Annotated in this window: 18 protein-coding genes and 1 tRNA gene; 14 read left to right on the top strand and 5 right to left on the bottom strand. The window is 63.0% G+C overall.

The features are described from left to right. Positions 1-4 precede the first annotated feature (4 nt). From fliG to PAN08_RS12590, 13 genes are all read left to right on the top strand, one after another. Complete coding sequence (gene fliG / locus PAN08_RS12650; RefSeq protein WP_269791924.1) at positions 5-991, top strand: flagellar motor switch protein FliG; 987 nt, start codon at positions 5-7, stop codon at positions 989-991. Beyond that, on the top strand, positions 988-1,635 hold the full coding sequence (locus tag PAN08_RS12645; protein ID WP_269791831.1) for a FliH/SctL family protein: 648 nt from the start codon (positions 988-990) through the stop codon (positions 1,633-1,635). The genes fliG and PAN08_RS12645 overlap by 4 nt, the downstream gene beginning before the upstream one ends. Then, complete coding sequence (gene fliI, locus PAN08_RS12640; protein ID WP_269791830.1) at positions 1,632-3,017, top strand: flagellar protein export ATPase FliI; 1,386 nt, start codon at positions 1,632-1,634, stop codon at positions 3,015-3,017. Before PAN08_RS12645 ends, fliI begins: the two co-directional genes overlap by 4 nt. Beyond that, positions 3,014-3,466, top strand: a complete 453-nt coding sequence (gene fliJ, locus PAN08_RS12635; RefSeq protein ID WP_269791829.1) for a flagellar export protein FliJ — start codon at positions 3,014-3,016, stop codon at positions 3,464-3,466. Before fliI ends, fliJ begins: the two co-directional genes overlap by 4 nt. Continuing rightward, positions 3,463-4,557, top strand: a complete 1,095-nt coding sequence (locus PAN08_RS12630; protein WP_269791828.1) for a flagellar hook-length control protein FliK — start codon at positions 3,463-3,465, stop codon at positions 4,555-4,557. The genes fliJ and PAN08_RS12630 overlap by 4 nt, the downstream gene beginning before the upstream one ends. Positions 4,558-4,821: 264 nt before the next feature. Further along, positions 4,822-5,334 (top strand): flagellar basal body-associated FliL family protein, encoded by a 513-nt coding sequence (locus PAN08_RS12625; protein WP_269791827.1) that lies wholly within the window; start codon positions 4,822-4,824, stop codon positions 5,332-5,334. Positions 5,335-5,343: 9 nt separating this feature from the next. Next, the gene (gene fliM / locus PAN08_RS12620) at positions 5,344-6,360 is read left to right on the top strand and encodes a flagellar motor switch protein FliM (protein ID WP_269791826.1); all 1,017 of its coding nucleotides are present in this window, start codon (positions 5,344-5,346) and stop codon (positions 6,358-6,360) included. Further along, positions 6,353-6,700, top strand: a complete 348-nt coding sequence (gene fliN / locus PAN08_RS12615) for a flagellar motor switch protein FliN (protein ID WP_269791825.1) — start codon at positions 6,353-6,355, stop codon at positions 6,698-6,700. The genes fliM and fliN overlap by 8 nt, the downstream gene beginning before the upstream one ends. After that, entirely contained in the window at positions 6,697-7,104 is a 408-nt protein-coding gene (gene fliO, locus PAN08_RS12610; RefSeq protein ID WP_269791824.1) for a flagellar biosynthetic protein FliO, read from the top strand. Before fliN ends, fliO begins: the two co-directional genes overlap by 4 nt. A gap of 2 nt (positions 7,105-7,106) precedes the next feature. Beyond that, entirely contained in the window at positions 7,107-7,889 is a 783-nt protein-coding gene (fliP, locus tag PAN08_RS12605; protein WP_269791823.1) for a flagellar type III secretion system pore protein FliP, read from the top strand. Positions 7,890-8,081: 192 nt separating this feature from the next. Then, complete coding sequence (locus PAN08_RS12600; protein WP_269791822.1) at positions 8,082-8,351, top strand: flagellar biosynthetic protein FliQ; 270 nt, start codon at positions 8,082-8,084, stop codon at positions 8,349-8,351. Positions 8,352-8,358: 7 nt separating this feature from the next. After that, positions 8,359-9,150: a flagellar biosynthetic protein FliR gene (gene fliR, locus PAN08_RS12595; RefSeq protein WP_269791821.1), complete on the top strand. Its 792-nt coding sequence runs from the start codon at positions 8,359-8,361 to the stop codon at positions 9,148-9,150. Positions 9,151-9,318: 168 nt separating this feature from the next. Further along, complete coding sequence (locus PAN08_RS12590; RefSeq protein WP_269791820.1) at positions 9,319-11,439, top strand: EAL domain-containing protein; 2,121 nt, start codon at positions 9,319-9,321, stop codon at positions 11,437-11,439. A 148-nt stretch (positions 11,440-11,587) separates the two neighbouring features. On the opposite strand, the gene PAN08_RS12585 is transcribed toward PAN08_RS12590, so the two are convergent. The 5 genes from PAN08_RS12585 to serS form a co-directional block, all read right to left on the bottom strand. Then, complete coding sequence (locus tag PAN08_RS12585) at positions 11,588-12,769, bottom strand: MFS transporter (protein ID WP_269791819.1); 1,182 nt, start codon at positions 12,767-12,769, stop codon at positions 11,588-11,590. Positions 12,770-12,870: 101 nt separating this feature from the next. After that, entirely contained in the window at positions 12,871-13,779 is a 909-nt protein-coding gene (locus PAN08_RS12580; RefSeq protein WP_269791818.1) for a LysR substrate-binding domain-containing protein, read from the bottom strand. A gap of 278 nt (positions 13,780-14,057) precedes the next feature. Beyond that, positions 14,058-14,147 (bottom strand) — tRNA-Ser (locus PAN08_RS12575). Positions 14,148-14,218: 71 nt separating this feature from the next. Continuing rightward, positions 14,219-15,211: a LysR substrate-binding domain-containing protein gene (locus tag PAN08_RS12570; RefSeq protein WP_269791817.1), complete on the bottom strand. Its 993-nt coding sequence runs from the start codon at positions 15,209-15,211 to the stop codon at positions 14,219-14,221. Between the two features lie 210 nt (positions 15,212-15,421). Continuing rightward, the gene (serS, locus tag PAN08_RS12565; RefSeq protein ID WP_269791816.1) at positions 15,422-16,699 is read right to left on the bottom strand and encodes a serine--tRNA ligase; all 1,278 of its coding nucleotides are present in this window, start codon (positions 16,697-16,699) and stop codon (positions 15,422-15,424) included. A gap of 110 nt (positions 16,700-16,809) precedes the next feature. Here serS and PAN08_RS12560 point away from each other — a divergent pair, with 110 nt between their 5' ends. Then, positions 16,810-17,457 carry an energy transducer TonB gene (locus tag PAN08_RS12560; protein ID WP_269791815.1) on the top strand — a complete coding sequence of 216 codons (648 nt, stop codon included), beginning with the start codon at positions 16,810-16,812 and terminating at the stop codon, positions 17,455-17,457. The last annotated feature ends 58 nt before the right edge of the window (positions 17,458-17,515 follow it).

Raw genomic sequence — 17,515 nt, 5'->3', positions numbered from 1 at the left:
TCCCATGACCGGCGTGCAGCGCGCCGCCGTGTTGTTGTTGTCGCTCGGCGAAACCGATGCGGCTGAAGTGCTGCGCCACATGGAGCCCAAAGAGGTACAGAAAATCGGCATCGCCATGGCCACGCTCAGCGATGTCACCCGCGAGCAGGTGCAGCAGGTGATGGACGACTTTGGTTCGCAGTTGGGCAACAAAACCTCGCTGAGCGTCGGCTCGGACGACTACATCCGCAACATGCTGGTGCAGGCGCTGGGTAACGAGAAAGCCAGCAACCTGATCGACCGCATCCTGCTCGGCCGCAACACGACGGGGCTGGATGCGTTGAAGTGGATGGACCCGCGTGCGGTGGCCGATCTGGTCCGCAACGAGCACCCGCAGATCATTGCCATCGTCATGGCCCACCTGGAAACCGACCAGGCCGCCGAGGCACTGAAGCTGCTGCCCGACCGCACCCGCGTAGACGTGTTGCTGCGCATCGCCACGCTCGACGGCATTCCGCCCAATGCGTTGAACGAACTCAACGAGATCATGGAGCGCCAGTTCGCCGGCAACCAGAATCTGAAATCGTCCAACATTGGCGGCGTGCAGTGCGCGGCCAACATCCTCAACTTCATGGACGGCGGTCAGGACCAGACCATCCTCAGCGAGATCGCGCGCATCGACGCACCGCTGGGCAACCGCATCCAGGACCTGATGTTCGTGTTCGACGACCTGGTGGACCTGGACGACCGCGAAATGCAGCTGGTGTTGCGCGAAGTCAGCGGCGAACGCCTCGGCCTTGCGTTGCGTGGCGCCGATATCAAAGTGCGCGACAAGATCACCCGCAACATGTCGCAGCGCGCCGCCGAAATTCTGCTTGAGGACATGGAAGCCCGTGGCCCCGTGCGCCTGTCCGACGTGGAAGGTGCGCAGCGCGAGATTCTGGCCATCGTCAAGCGCATGGCCGATGAAGGTACCGTCACCCTCGGCGGCAGCGCGGAGGCAATGCTGTGAACAATGCCGTCCGTTGGCTTGCGCCGGACCTGAACGCAACGCCGGTGTCTGCTGAAACAGCAGCACCCGGGTTCGCGTCGGACCTGATCGAAACCATCACCGCCGAACCTGCTCCACCACCGGTGCAGTTGCCAACACTGGAGGAAGTGCAGGCTATCCGCGATGCCGCGCAGGAAGAAGGCTTCCAGCAAGGCCACACGGAAGGTTACGCCCAGGGTCAGGCTGAAGTGCGCCGCCTGGTCGCACAGATTGAAGGCATTCTCGACAACTTCAGCCGGCCGCTGGTGCGTCTGGAGAATGAAGTGGTCGGTGCGCTGGGCGAATTGTCGGTGCGCATTGCCGGTTCATTGATCGGCCGCGCCTACGAGGCCGATCCTTCGTTGTTGTCCGAACTGGTCAACGAAGCCTTGGACACCGTCAGCGGCGCCAACCGCGAGGTTGAAGTACGACTGCACCCGGACGATATCGCCGCGCTCAGCGGCCTGCTGTCGTTGCCGGAAGGCCAGCGTCTTACCGCCGACACCAGCCTGAGCCGCGGCGACCTGCGTGTTCACGCCGAGACCGTGCGCATCGATGGCACGCTCGACGCGCGTCTACGCGCCGCATTGAGCACCGTGCTGCGTCGTTCCGGAGCCAACCCATGACTGCCGCGCCCACGCCTGCACCCGCCGAATGGGCCGCCGCCCGCAACCTGCGACTGGCATCTCGACTCGATGGCATTTCACTGGATGCGACGGGCGGCCATGGTCTGGTTCGCGAAGGCATTCTGCGTCGCGCGGTGGGCCTCACGCTGGAGGCCGTTGGCTGTGAAGCGCCGATGGGCGCCAACTGCAAAGTGGAAATCATCGATGGCGGCTGGGTGGATGCCGAAGTGGTCGGCTTCTCCGGTGACCGTTCCTATTTGATGCCCAGCGCTGAACTGCATGGTCTGCTGCCCAACGCACGCGTGGTGCCGTCGTACCGGCGCAGCGGCGTGGAGGTGGGTGAAGGCCTGCTCGGCCGCGTCATCGACAGCGACGGTGTGCCGTTGGACGGCAAGGGTCCGATCCGCGCCGAAGGCAATGTCAGCATGGCCGGCGTGTCGATCAACCCGCTCGCCCGCGAACCCATCATCCAGCCGCTGGATGTGGGCGTACGTGCCATCAACGCCTTGCTGCCGATTGGCCGCGGCCAGCGTGTGGGCTTGTTCGCCGGTTCCGGCGTCGGCAAATCGACGCTGCTCGGCATGATGACCCGCTACACCGCCGCCGACGTGATTGTGGTGGGCCTGATCGGCGAGCGTGGCCGAGAAGTCCGTGACTTCGTCGAAACCACGCTGGGCGAAGAAGGCCTGCGTCGCGCCGTTGTCGTGGCCAGCCCCGCCGATCGCCCGCCACTGGCACGCCTGCATGGTGCTTACCGCGCCACGGCCATCGCCGAGTGGTTCCGCGACCAAGGTTTGAACGTCCTGCTGCTGATGGATTCGCTGACCCGTTTTGCCCAGGCGCAGCGTGAAATCGGCCTGTCCGTCGGCGAGCCGCCGACCACGCGCGGTTACCCGCCTTCCGTGTTCGCCAAGCTCCCCGCACTGGTGGAACGCGCCGGCAACGGCGCCAAAGGGCGCGGCTCGATCACCGCGTTCTACACCGTGCTGACCGAAGGCGACGATCCCCAAGACCCCATTGCCGACGCTGCCCGCGCCATTCTTGATGGTCACATCCTGCTGTCACGCCGTGTCGCCGATAGCGGCTTGTACCCGGCCATCGACGTGGAGTCCTCGGTCAGCCGTGTGGTGCAGGACATCGCCGACGACGCATGGCGCTTGCGTATCCGCAAGCTCAAGCGGCTGGTATCTGCCTACACCGCCAACCGCGACCTGATCGCCATCGGCGCGTATCAGCGCGGCAACGATCCGGTCACCGACGAAGCGCTGGATCGCTGGCCGGAAATCATGGAATTCCTCGGTCAGGACGTGCACGCCGCCGCCGACCTCGGCCACAGCCTCGACGCATTGCAACAGTTGGTAGATAAGGAGCGCGCCGCATGAGCCCCTCACGTCGCATGGATCCCCTGCTGCGCCACGCGCAGGACCGTCAGGATGAAGTTGCCAAGGAACTGGCCGAGCGCCAGCAGGCGCTGGACGTCCATCAATCCCGTTTGTCCGAACTGCGCCAGTACGCTGAGGAATATGCCAACGCGCAGATGTCGACGACCAGCGCCGCGCAGTTGCTCAACCGCCGCGCGTTTCTGGATCGCCTGGATAACGCCGTGGAAGCTCAGAGCAAGACCGTGGACAGCAACCGCGAGCGCGTGGATGCCGAGCGCGCCCGCCTGCTGCTGGCCAGTCGCGACAAGCAGGTGCTGGAGCAGCTTGCGGCCAGCTATCGCGCGCAGGAAAAGAAAGCCGAAGATCGCCGCGACCAGCGCGAGATGGATGAGATCGGCGCCCGTCGCGTGCGTCTGGCGCAAGCCGCAGCGGAAGGAGAAGACGCATGAACGTGCTGACTTCGGGCCTGTCTGTTGGTGGCAATGTTGAAACGGGCAGCCCGCCACGCACCAATGGCAGCACCGGCAGCACCGGCAGCAAATCAAAATCAGGCTTCGACGCATTGCTGCAGGAGAAGCCGGCAACGCAGAAGAGCGAGGCCACGTCGCCAGCAGTCCAGGACTCCAAACCCAGCCAGTCGTCCTCAGCCAGCGACGAAGCCAGCCACAGCGAAGGCGAAGACGCCGCATCCATGCCGCCCGCAAGCACTGAGGATTCCAACAGCAACACCGCCGAGCAAACGGACGAAGCACCGTGGCCGCCGCTCGGCCTGTCGGCCATGTTGATGCCGGCGCCCGAGCCTTCACCGACGCCGACCGTGACGTCACCGGTTGCTCAGGGCGAAGCCCGGCCAGGCGCCAATTCCGCGCTACCGGCCGGCGCTACGCCATTGCCTGCAACGCTCGCAATCCCGGCGGCGCAGGCATCGGCGGCGGAAAGCGCTGAGCCAATCCCTGCCGCGTTGACTGCTGCCATCGCACAAGGCGCGGATGACATGGCCGGCAGCACGCTCGATAGCGCAGAAAGCCCTGTACCCACGACGTTCAACGCGCTGCTGCAGAACCCTGCCTTGCTCGATGTGCGCCCCACGGCGCCGGGCAGCAGCGTGCAGGCACCCACCGCCACGCCGGACATCAACAGCGGCGACTTTGATGAAACCTTCAGTGCCCGCGTCGGCTGGATGGCCGACCAGAAGATCGGCCACGCCCATATCCGCATTACCCCGCACGACCTTGGCCTGGTGGAAGTGAAGCTGCAATTGGACGGCGACCGCGTCCATGCCAGCTTCACCAGCGCCCATGCCGACGTCCGCCATGCGCTGGAAAGCAGCCTGCCCCGTCTGCGCGAAATGCTGGGCGAACAAGGCCTGCAACTGGCGCAAGCCGACGTCGGCCAGCAACCGACCTCGCAGCAGCAGGGAAGCGATGGCCACGCGGCAGCCGGCGGCTCGTTTACCGACGGTCAGGATTCCGGCGTCGATATGCCGGCACCCACCAGCCAAACCTTGCGCATGCGTGGGTTGTTGGATGCTTACGCCTGAACAGCACACCGGCTATCGCAGGATGCGGTTGCTTCGCCCACAAAGCGGGTAAAGCCTGACCAACGGCGCGCGCCGCCATCGCCAGTTCATGGGTGAACGGACGCGCTGGAACCTCCGTGCGTCGTCTCGGCCGCTCCTGCGCGTGCCGGGGTACTGCTTCTGCAGAGGTCCATCAGCACGCCGTCAACATTCCGCCACCGCCCTCCTCTGCTCCTCCGGCACGCTGCTTGCATGTGAACGGGCAGCATTCTTGAGGAGCACACCGTGGCTGTTGCCGCCGACAAATCCCGTAAACCCGAACCGACCCAGGAGGCGACGGGTAAGTCGCGGCGTCCGCTGTTGGTAATCGCACTGATCGCACTGGTCGCTGCCGGCGGTGCCGGTGGCGCGGTCTGGTACTTCACTCAGGGCCAAGGCGACGCCAAAGCCAAAAAGCCTGCTGCTGCGACGCCTGCACCGGCGCAGTACTTCGCGCTGGACCCCTCGTTCGTGGTCAACCTCAACGGCCCCATCGATGGCCCACGCTATCTGCAGGTAGATGTGCAGCTGATGACCCGCGACCCATTGGCGCTCCAGGCCATGCAGACCCACGCACCGGCCATCCGCGCCAAGCTGCTGATGCTGTTCTCGCAGGTCGAGCCGGCGCAGATCGCCGACCGCGCCGGCAAGGAAGCACTGCAGGCCTCGGCATTGGCCGAGGTGCAGAAGCTGATGAAAGCCGAGACCGGCAAGAAGTCGGCCGATGACCTGCTGTTCACCAGTTTTGTCACCCAGTAAGGGAACACGATGAGCATCAACGACCTGCTGTCACAGGACGAAATCGATGCCCTGCTGCATGGTGTCGATTCCGGCAATGTCAGCACTGCCGAGCCGGCCCCGGTACCCGGGGAAGCACGTTCCTACGACTTCGCCAGCCAGGACCGCATCATCCGTGGGCGCATGCCGACGCTGGAAATGGTCAACGAACGGTTCGCACGTTTGTGGCGCATCGGCTTGTTCAACCTGATCCGCCGCTCGGCCGAGTTGTCAGTACGCGGTATCGAGCTGATCAAATTCGGCGACTACCTGCACTCGCTGTATGTGCCGACCAACCTCAACCTGATCCGCTTCAAACCGCTGCGCGGTACCGGCTTGATCGTGTTCGAGCCGACGCTGGTATTTGCCATCGTCGACAACTTCTTTGGTGGCGACGGCCGCTACCCCACCCGCATCGAAGGCCGCGAGTTCACCGCTACCGAGATGCGCGTGATCCAGCTGATGCTCAAGCAGACTTTTGCTGATCTGCGCGAGGCCTGGGGCCCGGTGTTGAACGTCGATTTCGACTACATCAACTCCGAGATCAACCCACACTTCGCCAATATCGTTAGCCCGCGCGAGTACGTGGTGGTCAGCCGTTTCCACGTCGAACTCGACGGCGGCGGCGGCGACATCCACATCACCTTGCCGTACTCGATGTTGGAACCGATTCGCGAACTGCTCGACGCCGGCATTCAAAGCGACCGCAATGATCGCGATGAGAGCTGGGCCATCATGTTGCGCGAGCAGCTCAATACCGCCGAGGTCGAACTCTCCAGCGTGCTGGCGAACCGCCGCATGAGCCTGCGTGAACTTACCAAGCTGAAGATCGGCGACATCCTGCCCATCGATATGCCCAAGGAAGTTCCACTGTGTGTGGAGGGCATTCCGGTTTTCACCGGCCAGTTTGGCGTCGCCAACGACCGCAACGCCATCAAGATCACCGCAACCCATCCGCCGGGCAAGCGTCCCATCGTTCCCGTGATCCAGGACACATCCAATGAATGACACCGAAGCCCCCGATACCGTCGCCTCTGCCACGCCGGCACAGTTCGCCAATCTGCACGCCGACGCCTCCAGCGGCACCGACCTCGACCTGGACGTGATCCTTGACGTTCCGGTGACGTTGTCACTGGAAGTCGGCCGCGCCCGCCTGCCAATCCGCAACCTGCTGCAGCTCAACCAGGGCTCGGTGGTGGAACTGGAACGCGGCGCCGGCGAATCACTGGACGTGTTCGTCAACGGCACGCTCATCGCACACGGCGAAGTGGTGGTCATCAATGATCGCTTCGGCGTGCGCCTGACCGATGTGGTCAGCCCCAGCGAGCGGATCCGGAGACTGCGTTGATCGCACTGCTCGCCATCGCTGCGCCTGCTGCCAAGGCGGCGACGCCGGTCGGCCAACATGCGGCGAGCGCGCCCAGCATGTTCGGCGCGGTGTTCATGCTGCTGGTCGTGCTGGGTTTGATCATCGGCCTGGGTTGGGTGCTCAAACGCCTGCCCGGTGGTGCGTTCCGCCCGGCCGAAGGCCTGAAGGTGGTGGCGAGCATCAACGTCGGCGCCAAAGAGCGCGTGGTGGTGGTGGACGTCAACGGCCAGCAACTGCTGCTGGGCGTGACGGCAGGCGGCATCAGCGCCCTGCACACCCTGCCCGAGCCGCTGCCGCAGATGTCCGCTCCCGCACTCCCCAATCTCAAACAACTTCCGAATTTCGCACAGCTGCTGTCGCAGAAGCTGCGCAAGGATTCCTGATCATGCCGGGTCTTCGCCTCAACCAGCGTCATTGCTGGCAACTGTTCCTGCTGCTGGCGATGCTGGCACTGCCTCTGTTCGCCTTTGCCGCACCGGGCACACCGCAGATGCCGGCATTGCCGGACGTCAATGTCGGCAAGATCGGCAGCCAGCCGGTGAGCCTGCCGCTGCAGACCCTGCTGCTGATGACGGCCATCACCCTGCTGCCATCGATGCTGCTGGTGCTCACTGCCTTCACCCGCATCATCATCGTGCTGGGGCTGTTGCGTCAGGCACTGGGCACCGGGCAGACGCCGTCCAATCAGATTCTGTTGGGGCTGGCGCTGTTCCTCACTGCAATGATCATGATGCCGGTGTGGGACAAGGCATGGTCCACCGGCATGGCGCCGTACCTGGATGGCCAGATCGATTTCCAGACTGCCTGGCAACTGACCACCGCCCCGCTGCGCGCCTTCATGCTGGCGCAAGTACGCGAGACCGATCTGATGACCTTCGCCGGGCTGGCCGGGCATGGCGCCTATGCGAGTCCAGATGCCGTTCCGTTCCCGGTACTGGTGGCATCGTTTGTGACCAGCGAACTGAAGACCGCGTTCGAGATCGGCTTCCTGATTTTCATCCCGTTCGTGATCATCGACCTGGTGGTGTCCAGCGTATTGATGTCGATGGGCATGATGATGCTGTCGCCGATGCTGGTGTCAGCACCGTTCAAAATTCTGTTGTTCGTGCTGGTGGACGGCTGGGTGCTGGTCGTCGGCACGCTGGCTGCGAGCTTCAATGTGGTTTGACCTGCGCTAGATGGTTCCCCCAAAAAAGCCGTGACCCGATCACGGCTTTTTTTGTTCTCCCTCCCCTGTGCCCGACGCAGACGAGGGCAAACACTCTATGCCGCTACGAAAGCCACCGCAGGACGCGCCGCCAAACTCGCGCCGCCGTAATTCCGTCACGTCACTGGCACCAACCTTGCATTCAATGTCTGCATGAGCCCCGAACTTGCCCTTACCGAACTGCGTGGCGGCCTCGTCGCCACCCTCTGGGTCGCCGGCCCTCTGCTGCTTACCGTCCTGGTGGTCGGTGTGGTGGTGGGTGTGATCCAGGCGGCCACCCAGCTCAATGAACCGACCATCGCGTTCGTCGCAAAAGCCGCTGCCCTCACCGCCGCGTTGTTCGCGCTGGGCAGCCTGTTGATCGGCCACCTGGTCGAATTCACCATCCAGCTGTTTCAACGCATACCGCACCTGATCGGATAGCACGGCGATGGATTCCGCCACCCAGATGGTCGTCGATGGCCAGCAGGCCTTCGCCATCATCGGCAATACCCTGTGGATCATGCTGCGCATCGGCGCCATGTTGATGGCCATGCCGATGATCGGTACGCGCGCGGTGCCGGGCCGCATTCGCGGGTTGTTGGCAGTGACGCTGTCAGTCGCACTCGCGCCCGTACTGCCACCGGTACCGCTGTTCTACGGCTTCGATTCCATCACCGTGCTTACCATCCTGCGCGAGCTGGCCGTGGGCATCACCATGGGCTTTCTCTTACGGTTGATCTTTGAAGCCGGGGCCATGGCCGGCGAAATGGTCGCGCAGAGCACCGGCCTAGCATTCGCGCAGATGAGTGATCCGCTGCGCGGCGGCAGCTCGGGTGTCATCGGGCAGTGGTTCTATCTGTTGTTCGGCCTGCTGTTTTTCACCAGCAATGGCCATCTGGCAGTGATCGCACTGCTGGTAGACAGCTACAAGGCGCTGCCCATCGGAACCGCCCTGCCCGACCCGCTTGCCGTTGCCAGCATTGCTCCCACACTGGCGCTGCAGATCTTTCGCGGCGCGCTGTCGCTGGCATTGCCACTGGTGGTCGCCATGCTGGCCATCAACCTTGCCTTTGGCGTACTGGCCCGCGCAGCACCTGCGCTCAACCCCATCCAGCTTGGCTTGCCTGTCGCACTGCTGGTGGGCCTGCTGTTGCTGGTGCTGCTGTCCGGGGAAATGGGTCCGCCGGTGCAACGCTTGTTCGATGCCACGTTCGATGCAGCACGGCAGGTAACAATGTGATGTACTCCACAGCTCGTGCGTCCGGTTTTCCTATTGCGTTCACTGGCTATTGCCGCCATCGCGGTAGCTGGCGATAGTCAGCTGCAATAGACCAGCACGGATTGAATGGTCATTCGTCATGCGGGGGCATGGCGCCATGCGGTACGGACACTAAAGGGAGTGGGTTTGATGCTCGTCGGCAGCTACAACCCGTTGTTCGTCGTGCTTTCCATCCTGGTCGCCATCCTGGCCTCGTTCACGGCGCTGGACATGGCCTCGCGGGTATCTGCAACCCAGCCCCGGCGTACTGCTGCCCGATGGCTGCTTGCCGGTGGCGTGGCCATGGGTGCCGGCATCTGGTCCATGCACTTTGTCGGCATGCTCGCTTTCCGCCTGCCCATTCCGCTGGGTTACGACCTGTGGCTCACCCTGGAGTCGCTGCTGGTCGCAGTGGCTGCGTCCTTGTTCGCATTGTGGCTGGTGTCCCGGGCTACCCTGCCTCACCTGCGGCTCGCGCTGGGCGCGTTGCTGATGGGCCTGGGCATCGCCTGGATGCATTACGTCGGCATGTCGGCGCTGCGCATGCAGCCGGCCATCGACTACGACCGCGTCTGGTTCGTGCTTTCCATCGTGATCGCTGTGGGTGCCTCATGGAGTGCGCTTTACATCGCTTTCCGCCTGCGCACCGTCGAACACGCGCTGCTGCCACGCTTGATCGCCTCGGTGGTGATGGGCCTGGCCATCGTCGGCATGCACTACACCGGTATGGCCGCTGCCCGCTTCCCGGCCGACGCGGTATGCGGCGCGGCAGCCAGCGGCGGCGTTCCCACCGAATGGCTCGCCGCCTGCGTGGTCTTGTTGACCGTGGGCGTCATGGCCATCGTTCTGATCTTCTCGCTGCAGGAGCAGCGCATGCAGTCGCGTTTACTGCATCTGCGCAATTCGATGCTGGCCGCGTCGCTGGACGATGCCCGCAAAGAGCTGTTCCACGCCAGCCAACACGACGCCCTGACCCGCTTGCCCAATCGCCAGCTGTCCCACGAGCGCATCGAGCAGCTCCTGCAGGATGGCAACGCGTTCGCGGTGATGTCGATCGATCTGGACGGTTTCCGCCACATCAACGGTGCCTTCGGTTCACCCGTGGGCGACGCCGTGTTGATGGACATCGCCGAGCGACTGCGGCGGATGCTTCCACCCGAAGACCTGGTTGGCCGGCTGGGTGGCGATCAGTTCGTCATCGCCACCACGTTGAAGACCGCCAATGAAGTCGACGCCTACGCCGAGCGCATCATTCTGGCCGTCAATTCCGCGCGTGGCGGCGGCCGCGACCTGCGCATCACCGGCAGCTTGGGCATGGCGCTGCATCCTGACCACGGCAATTCGCCTGCGCAACTGATCGCCATGGCCGAAACCGCCATGCGCTATGCCAAGCAGGCCGGGCACAACACGCATACGGTGTTCGCCGACTGGATGAATGACAACGTCGAGCAGGATCGTCACCTGCTCGAAGACCTCCGCAAGGCCATCGGCACCTCCCAGCTGTCACTGCACTACCAACCGCGCGTCCATGCTGAAAATGGGCACGTCAGCGGCGCCGAAGCGCTGATCCGCTGGCGTCATCCTGAGCATGGTTATGTTCCCAGCGAGCGCATCATCCGCCTGGCCGAACAAAACGGACTGATGAGCGTGCTTGGCACCTGGATACTGGAAGAAGCGTGCCGGCAGATGCGCTGTTGGCAGGATGCCGGTTACCACGACTGGATCATCTCGGTGAACGTGTCCGACCGCCAACTGGGCTCGCAGCAGCTGTTGGACGATGTCCGCAGCGCGCTGGAACGCAATGAGCTGGAGCCGGCACGCTTGACGCTGGAAATCAGCGAAAGCGCGATGATGCGTGATACCGAGACCACGATCGCGGTGCTGCGCAACGTTGCCGCATTGGGCGTGGGCATCTCCATCGACAACTTCGGCACCGGCGTGTCCAGCCTGCTGCATCTCAAGCGGCTGCCCGCCAGCGAGATCAAGATTGACCGCGCCTTCGTACTGACCCTGGAAGAAAGCGACGAGGATGTGGTCATCGTCTCGGCCATCGTGGCCCTGGGCCATGCACTGAACCTGTCGGTGGTCGCTGCCGGCATCGAAACCCCGGCGCAGCGGGCCTACGTGGAACGCTTGGGCTGCGACCAACTGCAGGGCGTACTGCTGGGTCGCGCCGTCAGCGCGGAAAGCTTCATTCGCCTGCATGGCGGTAGTGCCCGCCAAGCCGCATTGGACGCGCGACTGTCCTCGTTCCACAACACGCCGGAGTGATCACCCTGCTTCCTGTCCTCGCTTCCCACGACGGGAATGCGAGGGTAGATGCGTGCGATCTGGCCAGCTGCCATAGCTGCACGCCAGATTGAGGGAATAAGCCTTCCATCACTGCATGCCATGCCAGCCTCTGGGCCCCCGCGCATCGTCAACTGACAGAGGCTTCCGGCGAATTTATACGGCGCCCCTGCAGATGTAGCACTACCACCGCTAGCACTGCTGCCAGCGCTCCCACCAAGGGCACCAGCGCCAGCGTCGTGTAGGTGATCGTGAGGCTACCCAATGCACCGCCCAGCGCAGTGCCCAGATTGAAGGACGCGATATTCAAGCCAGCCGCCACCGTGCTGTAGCCCGGAATGAAACGTTGGGCCTGCTTGAGCAGACGCAATGTCAGCAGCGTCACGATGGAGAAGAAGCAGACGCCCAGCATGCCGATCAAGAGCAGCATCATGGCCGGCATGCTGGCGAAGCCATACAGGCAGAACAGATTCAGGGCCAATGCCAGCAACGCCCAACGAATACTGCGATCCACGTCCAACGCATCTGCCAGATATCCGCCCAGCAGATTGCCTGCAATCGAGCAGACACCAAACAACAGCATGCCCAGGCTCAACCACTGCACGTCTACAGCGGTGATCTGTTGCAGGTAGGGCGAGACGAACGTGAAGAACGTGAAGGTCGCAACGCTTACGAGCACACCCACACCGCCAGTTATGAGGAGCTGGGGATGCGTGATGGCCCGGATACCCTGCCATGCACCTGCGCGTCGCGCGTCGCCCTCGGCCTCGTGCCGCGGCAAGCACAACGCCAGTCCCAACATACCCACCACGCTGAGCACACCGATCGCAAGGAAGACCACCCGCCACGACCATAGGCTTCCCAGATACGTGCCGATGGGAACACCGAATGCCAGCGCGAGCGTCAATCCGATCCACACCACTGATAGCGCTCGACCGGAACGGCACGGATCTACCAGTCGGGTGGCAGCGTCGGAAGCCACCGCCATGAAAACACCGTGACCGAGCCCGACCACGAAGCGGATGGCAAGCAGGACCAGGACATTGGGAGACGCGCTCATCAGCAGGCTACCCAGCCCTAGCAAGGCAGTGGCCAGCAACAGTATCTGCCGGTCCCGCCAATGGGAGACCAAGGCTGTAATCAAGGGCGCGCCGATGGCCGCGCCCAGTGCGTAGGCGGCGATGGCGGTGCCGACGATGGCGATCTGCGCATCGAGGTCGTTGGCAATGGAGATCAACAGGCCGGCGACAACGAATTCGGAGAGACCGAACGCAAACGCGCACAGCGAAAACACATAGATGGCAGCAGGCATTTCAGTTCCCCAACAGCAGTGCTGCTGAAGACTAGTAGCCCGCTTCGTACCCGTGAAGGACCGTTTTCATATCGGAATAAGACGCGGTGCGTCTCACCGCCTCAGACGGCGGTCAACAGAGCATGCCGAACCGCGTGAATCAGCCTGTCGCGAATGGGGGATACATGGTTCTCGTTCCATGCCATGAGAAGGTCAAGTTTTGACTGCTCCTCGGTGGCATCCACATCGAGTGGGCGGAATACGACGTCTTCCCGCACTTCCGTTGCCAGCGAAGCAGGCAGCAATGCGATGCCGAAGCCGCCGGCCACCAGGGCGATCAACGTTTGCATTTGCCGACCATGTTGCACGATGTCTGGAACGAACCCCGCGCTCAGGCACAGGCCGATGAGCTGATCGTGGAATCCCTTGCCAAGTGCCCTTGGCGAGGCAACAAATGCTTCATCTTTGAGCGCTGCCAAGGCGATGGTCACGTTTGCTTCAAGCCGATGACCAGCGGGCAGCGCAACGCAGATCCGTTCACGCAGCAAGGTAGCCATACGCAGTTTCGGTGTCGTCGTCCCCGGTGCTCGCATGAATCCGAGATCTGCGGTGCCGCGCTCCAGAGCCTCGATCTGCTCCTGGGTGGTGGCCTCCACCATGCTGAAGGTGACGCCGGGAGAGGCATGTCGAAAGCTGCGCAGCGCACGCAGCAGTGGGACATAAGGCGCGATGTTGATGAATGTCAGGGTTAGGTGACCTTCCGCGCCTTGGGCAACTCGACGCGCCTGCGCCACCCCTTCGTCCAGCGATTGCAGCGTGCTGCGTGCGGTCTCAAGGAACGCCGTACCAGCAGGTGTCAGTGCCACGCTGCGGTTGGTGCGCTCGAACAGGGGCGCACCAATCGCGCGCTCCAGCCGGCGGATCGCCTGGCTCAACGGCGGCTGCGCCATATGCAGACGCTCCGCGGCGCGGTTGAAATGCAGCTCCTCGGCGACGGCAATGAACTGTTGAAGCAGGCGGGTCTCTATCACGGGAACGCCTTACCTCTGCTTGGTGGGCTTGTTGAACATGCCAAATCGTCGCACGTACGACGCAACACTGGTCCGTCGAACAAGCGGAATGACGATCAGTACGGCCAGTTACAGGGAAGCGATGCATACGCCCTACCACGCCACTGGTTGCCCGCAAGTCGATGTCTTCATCATTGGGCTGTGTATGAAAAAACATGCCACCCAGTGTGGAGCAGAGCACGGGGAAGAATTCTGCGGCATGAAAAAAGCCACCTATTTCAGTGGCTTAGATCAACTTTTGGCGGACAGAGTGGGATTCGAACCCACGGAAGGTTTAACCCTTCGCCGGTTTTCAAGACCGGTGCCTTCAACCGCTCGGCCATCTGTCCTTGCTGTGCTTGAGCCCGGCGACGACGTGCGTGGCCGGGCGCGCATTCTCGCATGCTTGCCTGGGTTTTGCTCAACCCGTCTCAATCGCCAATGCACCGACGGTCGAGGCGCGGATCTTTTCCTTGGCCCGTTCGCAGGCGCCGCCGCAATGCAGGCGTGAGGCTTCAAGCTCAGGCGGAAGATGTTCGGCCAGGAAGTCGATGAACACGCGCACCGCCGGCAACAGACCGCGACGCGAAGCGAACACCGCATGGCAGATGCCCTGCGGCAGCGACCAATCGGGCAGCACCACTTCCAGCTCGCCGTTGCGCACGGCTTCGGCGCAGATGGTTTCCGGCAGCATGGTGATGCCGAAGCCGTCCTTCACCATCGACTGCAGCAAGGGGAAATCCGAGCCAGCCACTCGCGGCTGCAGTTCCACGCGATGCACTTCGCCACCCGGGCCATGCAGCTCCCAGCGTTGGCGCGCTTCGTCTTCGCTGATGCTCAGGGTGACGTGGTTGGAAATATCCTGCGGCGACGCCGGCCGGCCGGCACGGTCCAGATAACCCGGGCTGGCGACCAGCAGTTCCTGCACCTGACCGAAGCTGCGCATCACCAGGCTGCCATCGTCGTCCAGCCGTGAGCGCACGCGCAGCGCGACGTCGTAACCTTCGTTGATGATGTCCACGCGCCGGTTGGTGATAGCCAACTGCAGGCGCACCTTCGGGTACTGCGCAAGGAATTTCGGCAGCAGCTTGGACAGCTGCATCTGCGCCAGCGACACCGGCACGCTGGCGCGCACCAAACCGCGCGGCTCTGCGCTCAATCGGTCAACCACTTCACGCGCCGCCTGTGCCTCAGACAACATCGTCTGTGCGTGTCGATGCACGCTCATGCCGACGTCAGTTACCGCGAAGCGGCGGGTAGACCGCTGCAGCAAGCGCACGCCCAGCTCGGTTTCCAGCTGACTGATGCGCCGGCTCAGGCGCGACTTGGGAATGCCCAATGCGCGTTCAGCGGCGGCAAAACCGCCATGATCCACCACCATTGCAAAGTAGTAGAGGTCGTTGAGGTCTTGCATGGATTGATCCCGGAAATGGAACGAACTGCCGAATTCAACCATCCTTGTTCTGTATTTGCAAATCAGGCTGCAAACAGTCCTATTTAGGAACAACGCGCATTTCGCTCCCTGAACAAAAACTTCTTACGGTTCAATCATTTCTATGTGCACCTACAAAAAAGCCCGCCAGAAGGCGGGCTTTTTGCTTGCGTCGAACTGCGCGAACTTGGGTCAGCCGATGCGCTCAGCGCCGCCCATGTACGGGCGCAATGCCTCCGGAATGGTGATCGAGCCGTCAGCGTTCTGGTAGTTCTCCATCACCGCGATCATCGTCCGACCCACTGCCACGCCCGAACCGTTGAGCGTGTGCAACAGCTCCGGCTTCCCGCCCGGGTTACGCCAGCGCGCCTGCATGCGACGTGCCTGGAAGTCACCACAGTTCGAGCACGAGGAAATCTCGCGGTAGGTTTGCTGCGATGGCAACCAGACTTCCAAGTCATAGGTCTTGATCGCGGCAAAGCCCATGTCGCCCGTGCACAGCAGCACTTTGCGATACGGCAGGCCGAGCTTCTGCAGCACGGCCTCGGCGCATTGGGTCATGCGCTGATGTTCGGCTTCGCTGTCTTCGGCGGCGCAAACGCTGACCAGCTCAACCTTTTCGAACTGATGCTGGCGGATCATGCCGCGCACATCGCGACCACCACTGCCCGCTTCCGAACGGAAGCACATCGAGTGGGCGGTCATACGCAGCGGCAGGCGCTCGGCGTCGATGATTTCATCGCGCACGATATTGGTCAGCGGCACTTCCGAGGTCGGAATCAGGTAGCGCGTGGATTCACCCAGCGCGGTCTTGAACAGGTCTTCCTCGAACTTGGGCAGCTGGCCGGTGCCGCGCAGCGAATCCGCGTTGACCAGCACCGGCACGTTGGTTTCTTCGTAACCGTGCTCGTTGCTGTGCAGGTTGAGCATGAACTGTCCCAGTGCACGGTGCAGGCGCGCGATCTGTCCACGCAGCACGGTGAAACGCGCGCCAGACAGCTTGGCTGCCGTCTCGGCATCCAGCCCGCCGTTGCGGGCGCCCAGCTCAACGTGATCCAACACCGGGAAATCAAACTCACGCGGGGTGCCCCAACGCAGCTGCTCGACGTTCTCGCTCTCATCCTTGCCGGCAGGCACATCGGCCGACGGGAGATTGGGGATGCCCATCGACAGCACATCGATCTTTTCGCGCAACACGTCCAGCTGGATTTCAGAAGCTTTCAGCTCATCGGCGAACGCGGCCACTTCGGCCATGATCGCCGATACGTCCTCACCCTTTGATTTGGCAAAACCAATCGCCTTGGAGCGACTGTTGCGCAGGCTCTGCAATTCCTGGGTGCGCACCTGGATGCGCTTGCGATCGGCCTCAAGTGATTCGAAGGCGGCCACGTCAAGCTCGTAGCCGCGCGTTTCACGCAGGCGTTGGGCAAGTTCGGCGGGCTGCTGGCGAAGAAGGGCTGGATCAAGCATGGGCAGGCACTATGTACGGGTATGAAAGGCGATTATCGCGCGAACCGCGACTTTCTGCCGCGTGCCATTATGGTTATGCAAGAATCGCCCTGTTCAATCCGGTCCAGCCCATGTCCGCATCACGCTCCCGCTCCGACCAGAACATCACGTTCCAGTTGCCCCGCAACGCGCTGAAAATAGCCGGCATCGCCTTTGGCGCTGGCGTGCTGCTATTCGCCTTGGTCTGGCTCAATGCCCGCCGCAACAGCGATTTCTACCGTGCCGGGCCTGCCCAGCCGCAGGCAGAAGTCGCCGAAGTGACGCCGTTGCCGGCTCCCCTTCCGGCTGGCGCCGGTGCCAGTGACATGCCTGACGCACGCCCGGGGGTGGTCGAGGAAACGCCCGAACTGGTGGAAACCACGCCTCCGCCGCCGACCCCTATCGCTGAACAGCCCGCACCCGTGCCAGCACCGGCACCCGCTCCGATCGCCGCAGCGCCGACCGACCGGCCGGTTCCCCTGCCCGACCAAAGCCCTGCCCCAAGCTACCCACCGGCGGCCCTGCGCCGTGGCGAGAGCGGCACGGTTGTAGTGCAGGTGGAAGTGGACGCCAGAGGCCAGCCTTTGGACGCCAAGGTGATTCAGCGCAGTGGTTCACGCGCGTTGGATCGTGCTGCATTGGATGCGGTGCGTGGCTGGCGTTTCCAGCCAGCACAGAGCAACGGCCAGCCGATGCAGGGCACTCTCGAAATCCCGTTCGATTTCAAACCCGCTCAGTAAGCTGAACCCTGAGCGTCGGACCACGTCCGGATTTAGCCTCAGGTCACTCCGCCATCGC

This window comes from Stenotrophomonas sp. Iso1 (assembly GCF_027497995.1).
Classification (GTDB): domain Bacteria; phylum Pseudomonadota; class Gammaproteobacteria; order Xanthomonadales; family Xanthomonadaceae; genus Stenotrophomonas.
This window is presented reverse-complemented; position numbering and strand designations above follow the sequence as displayed.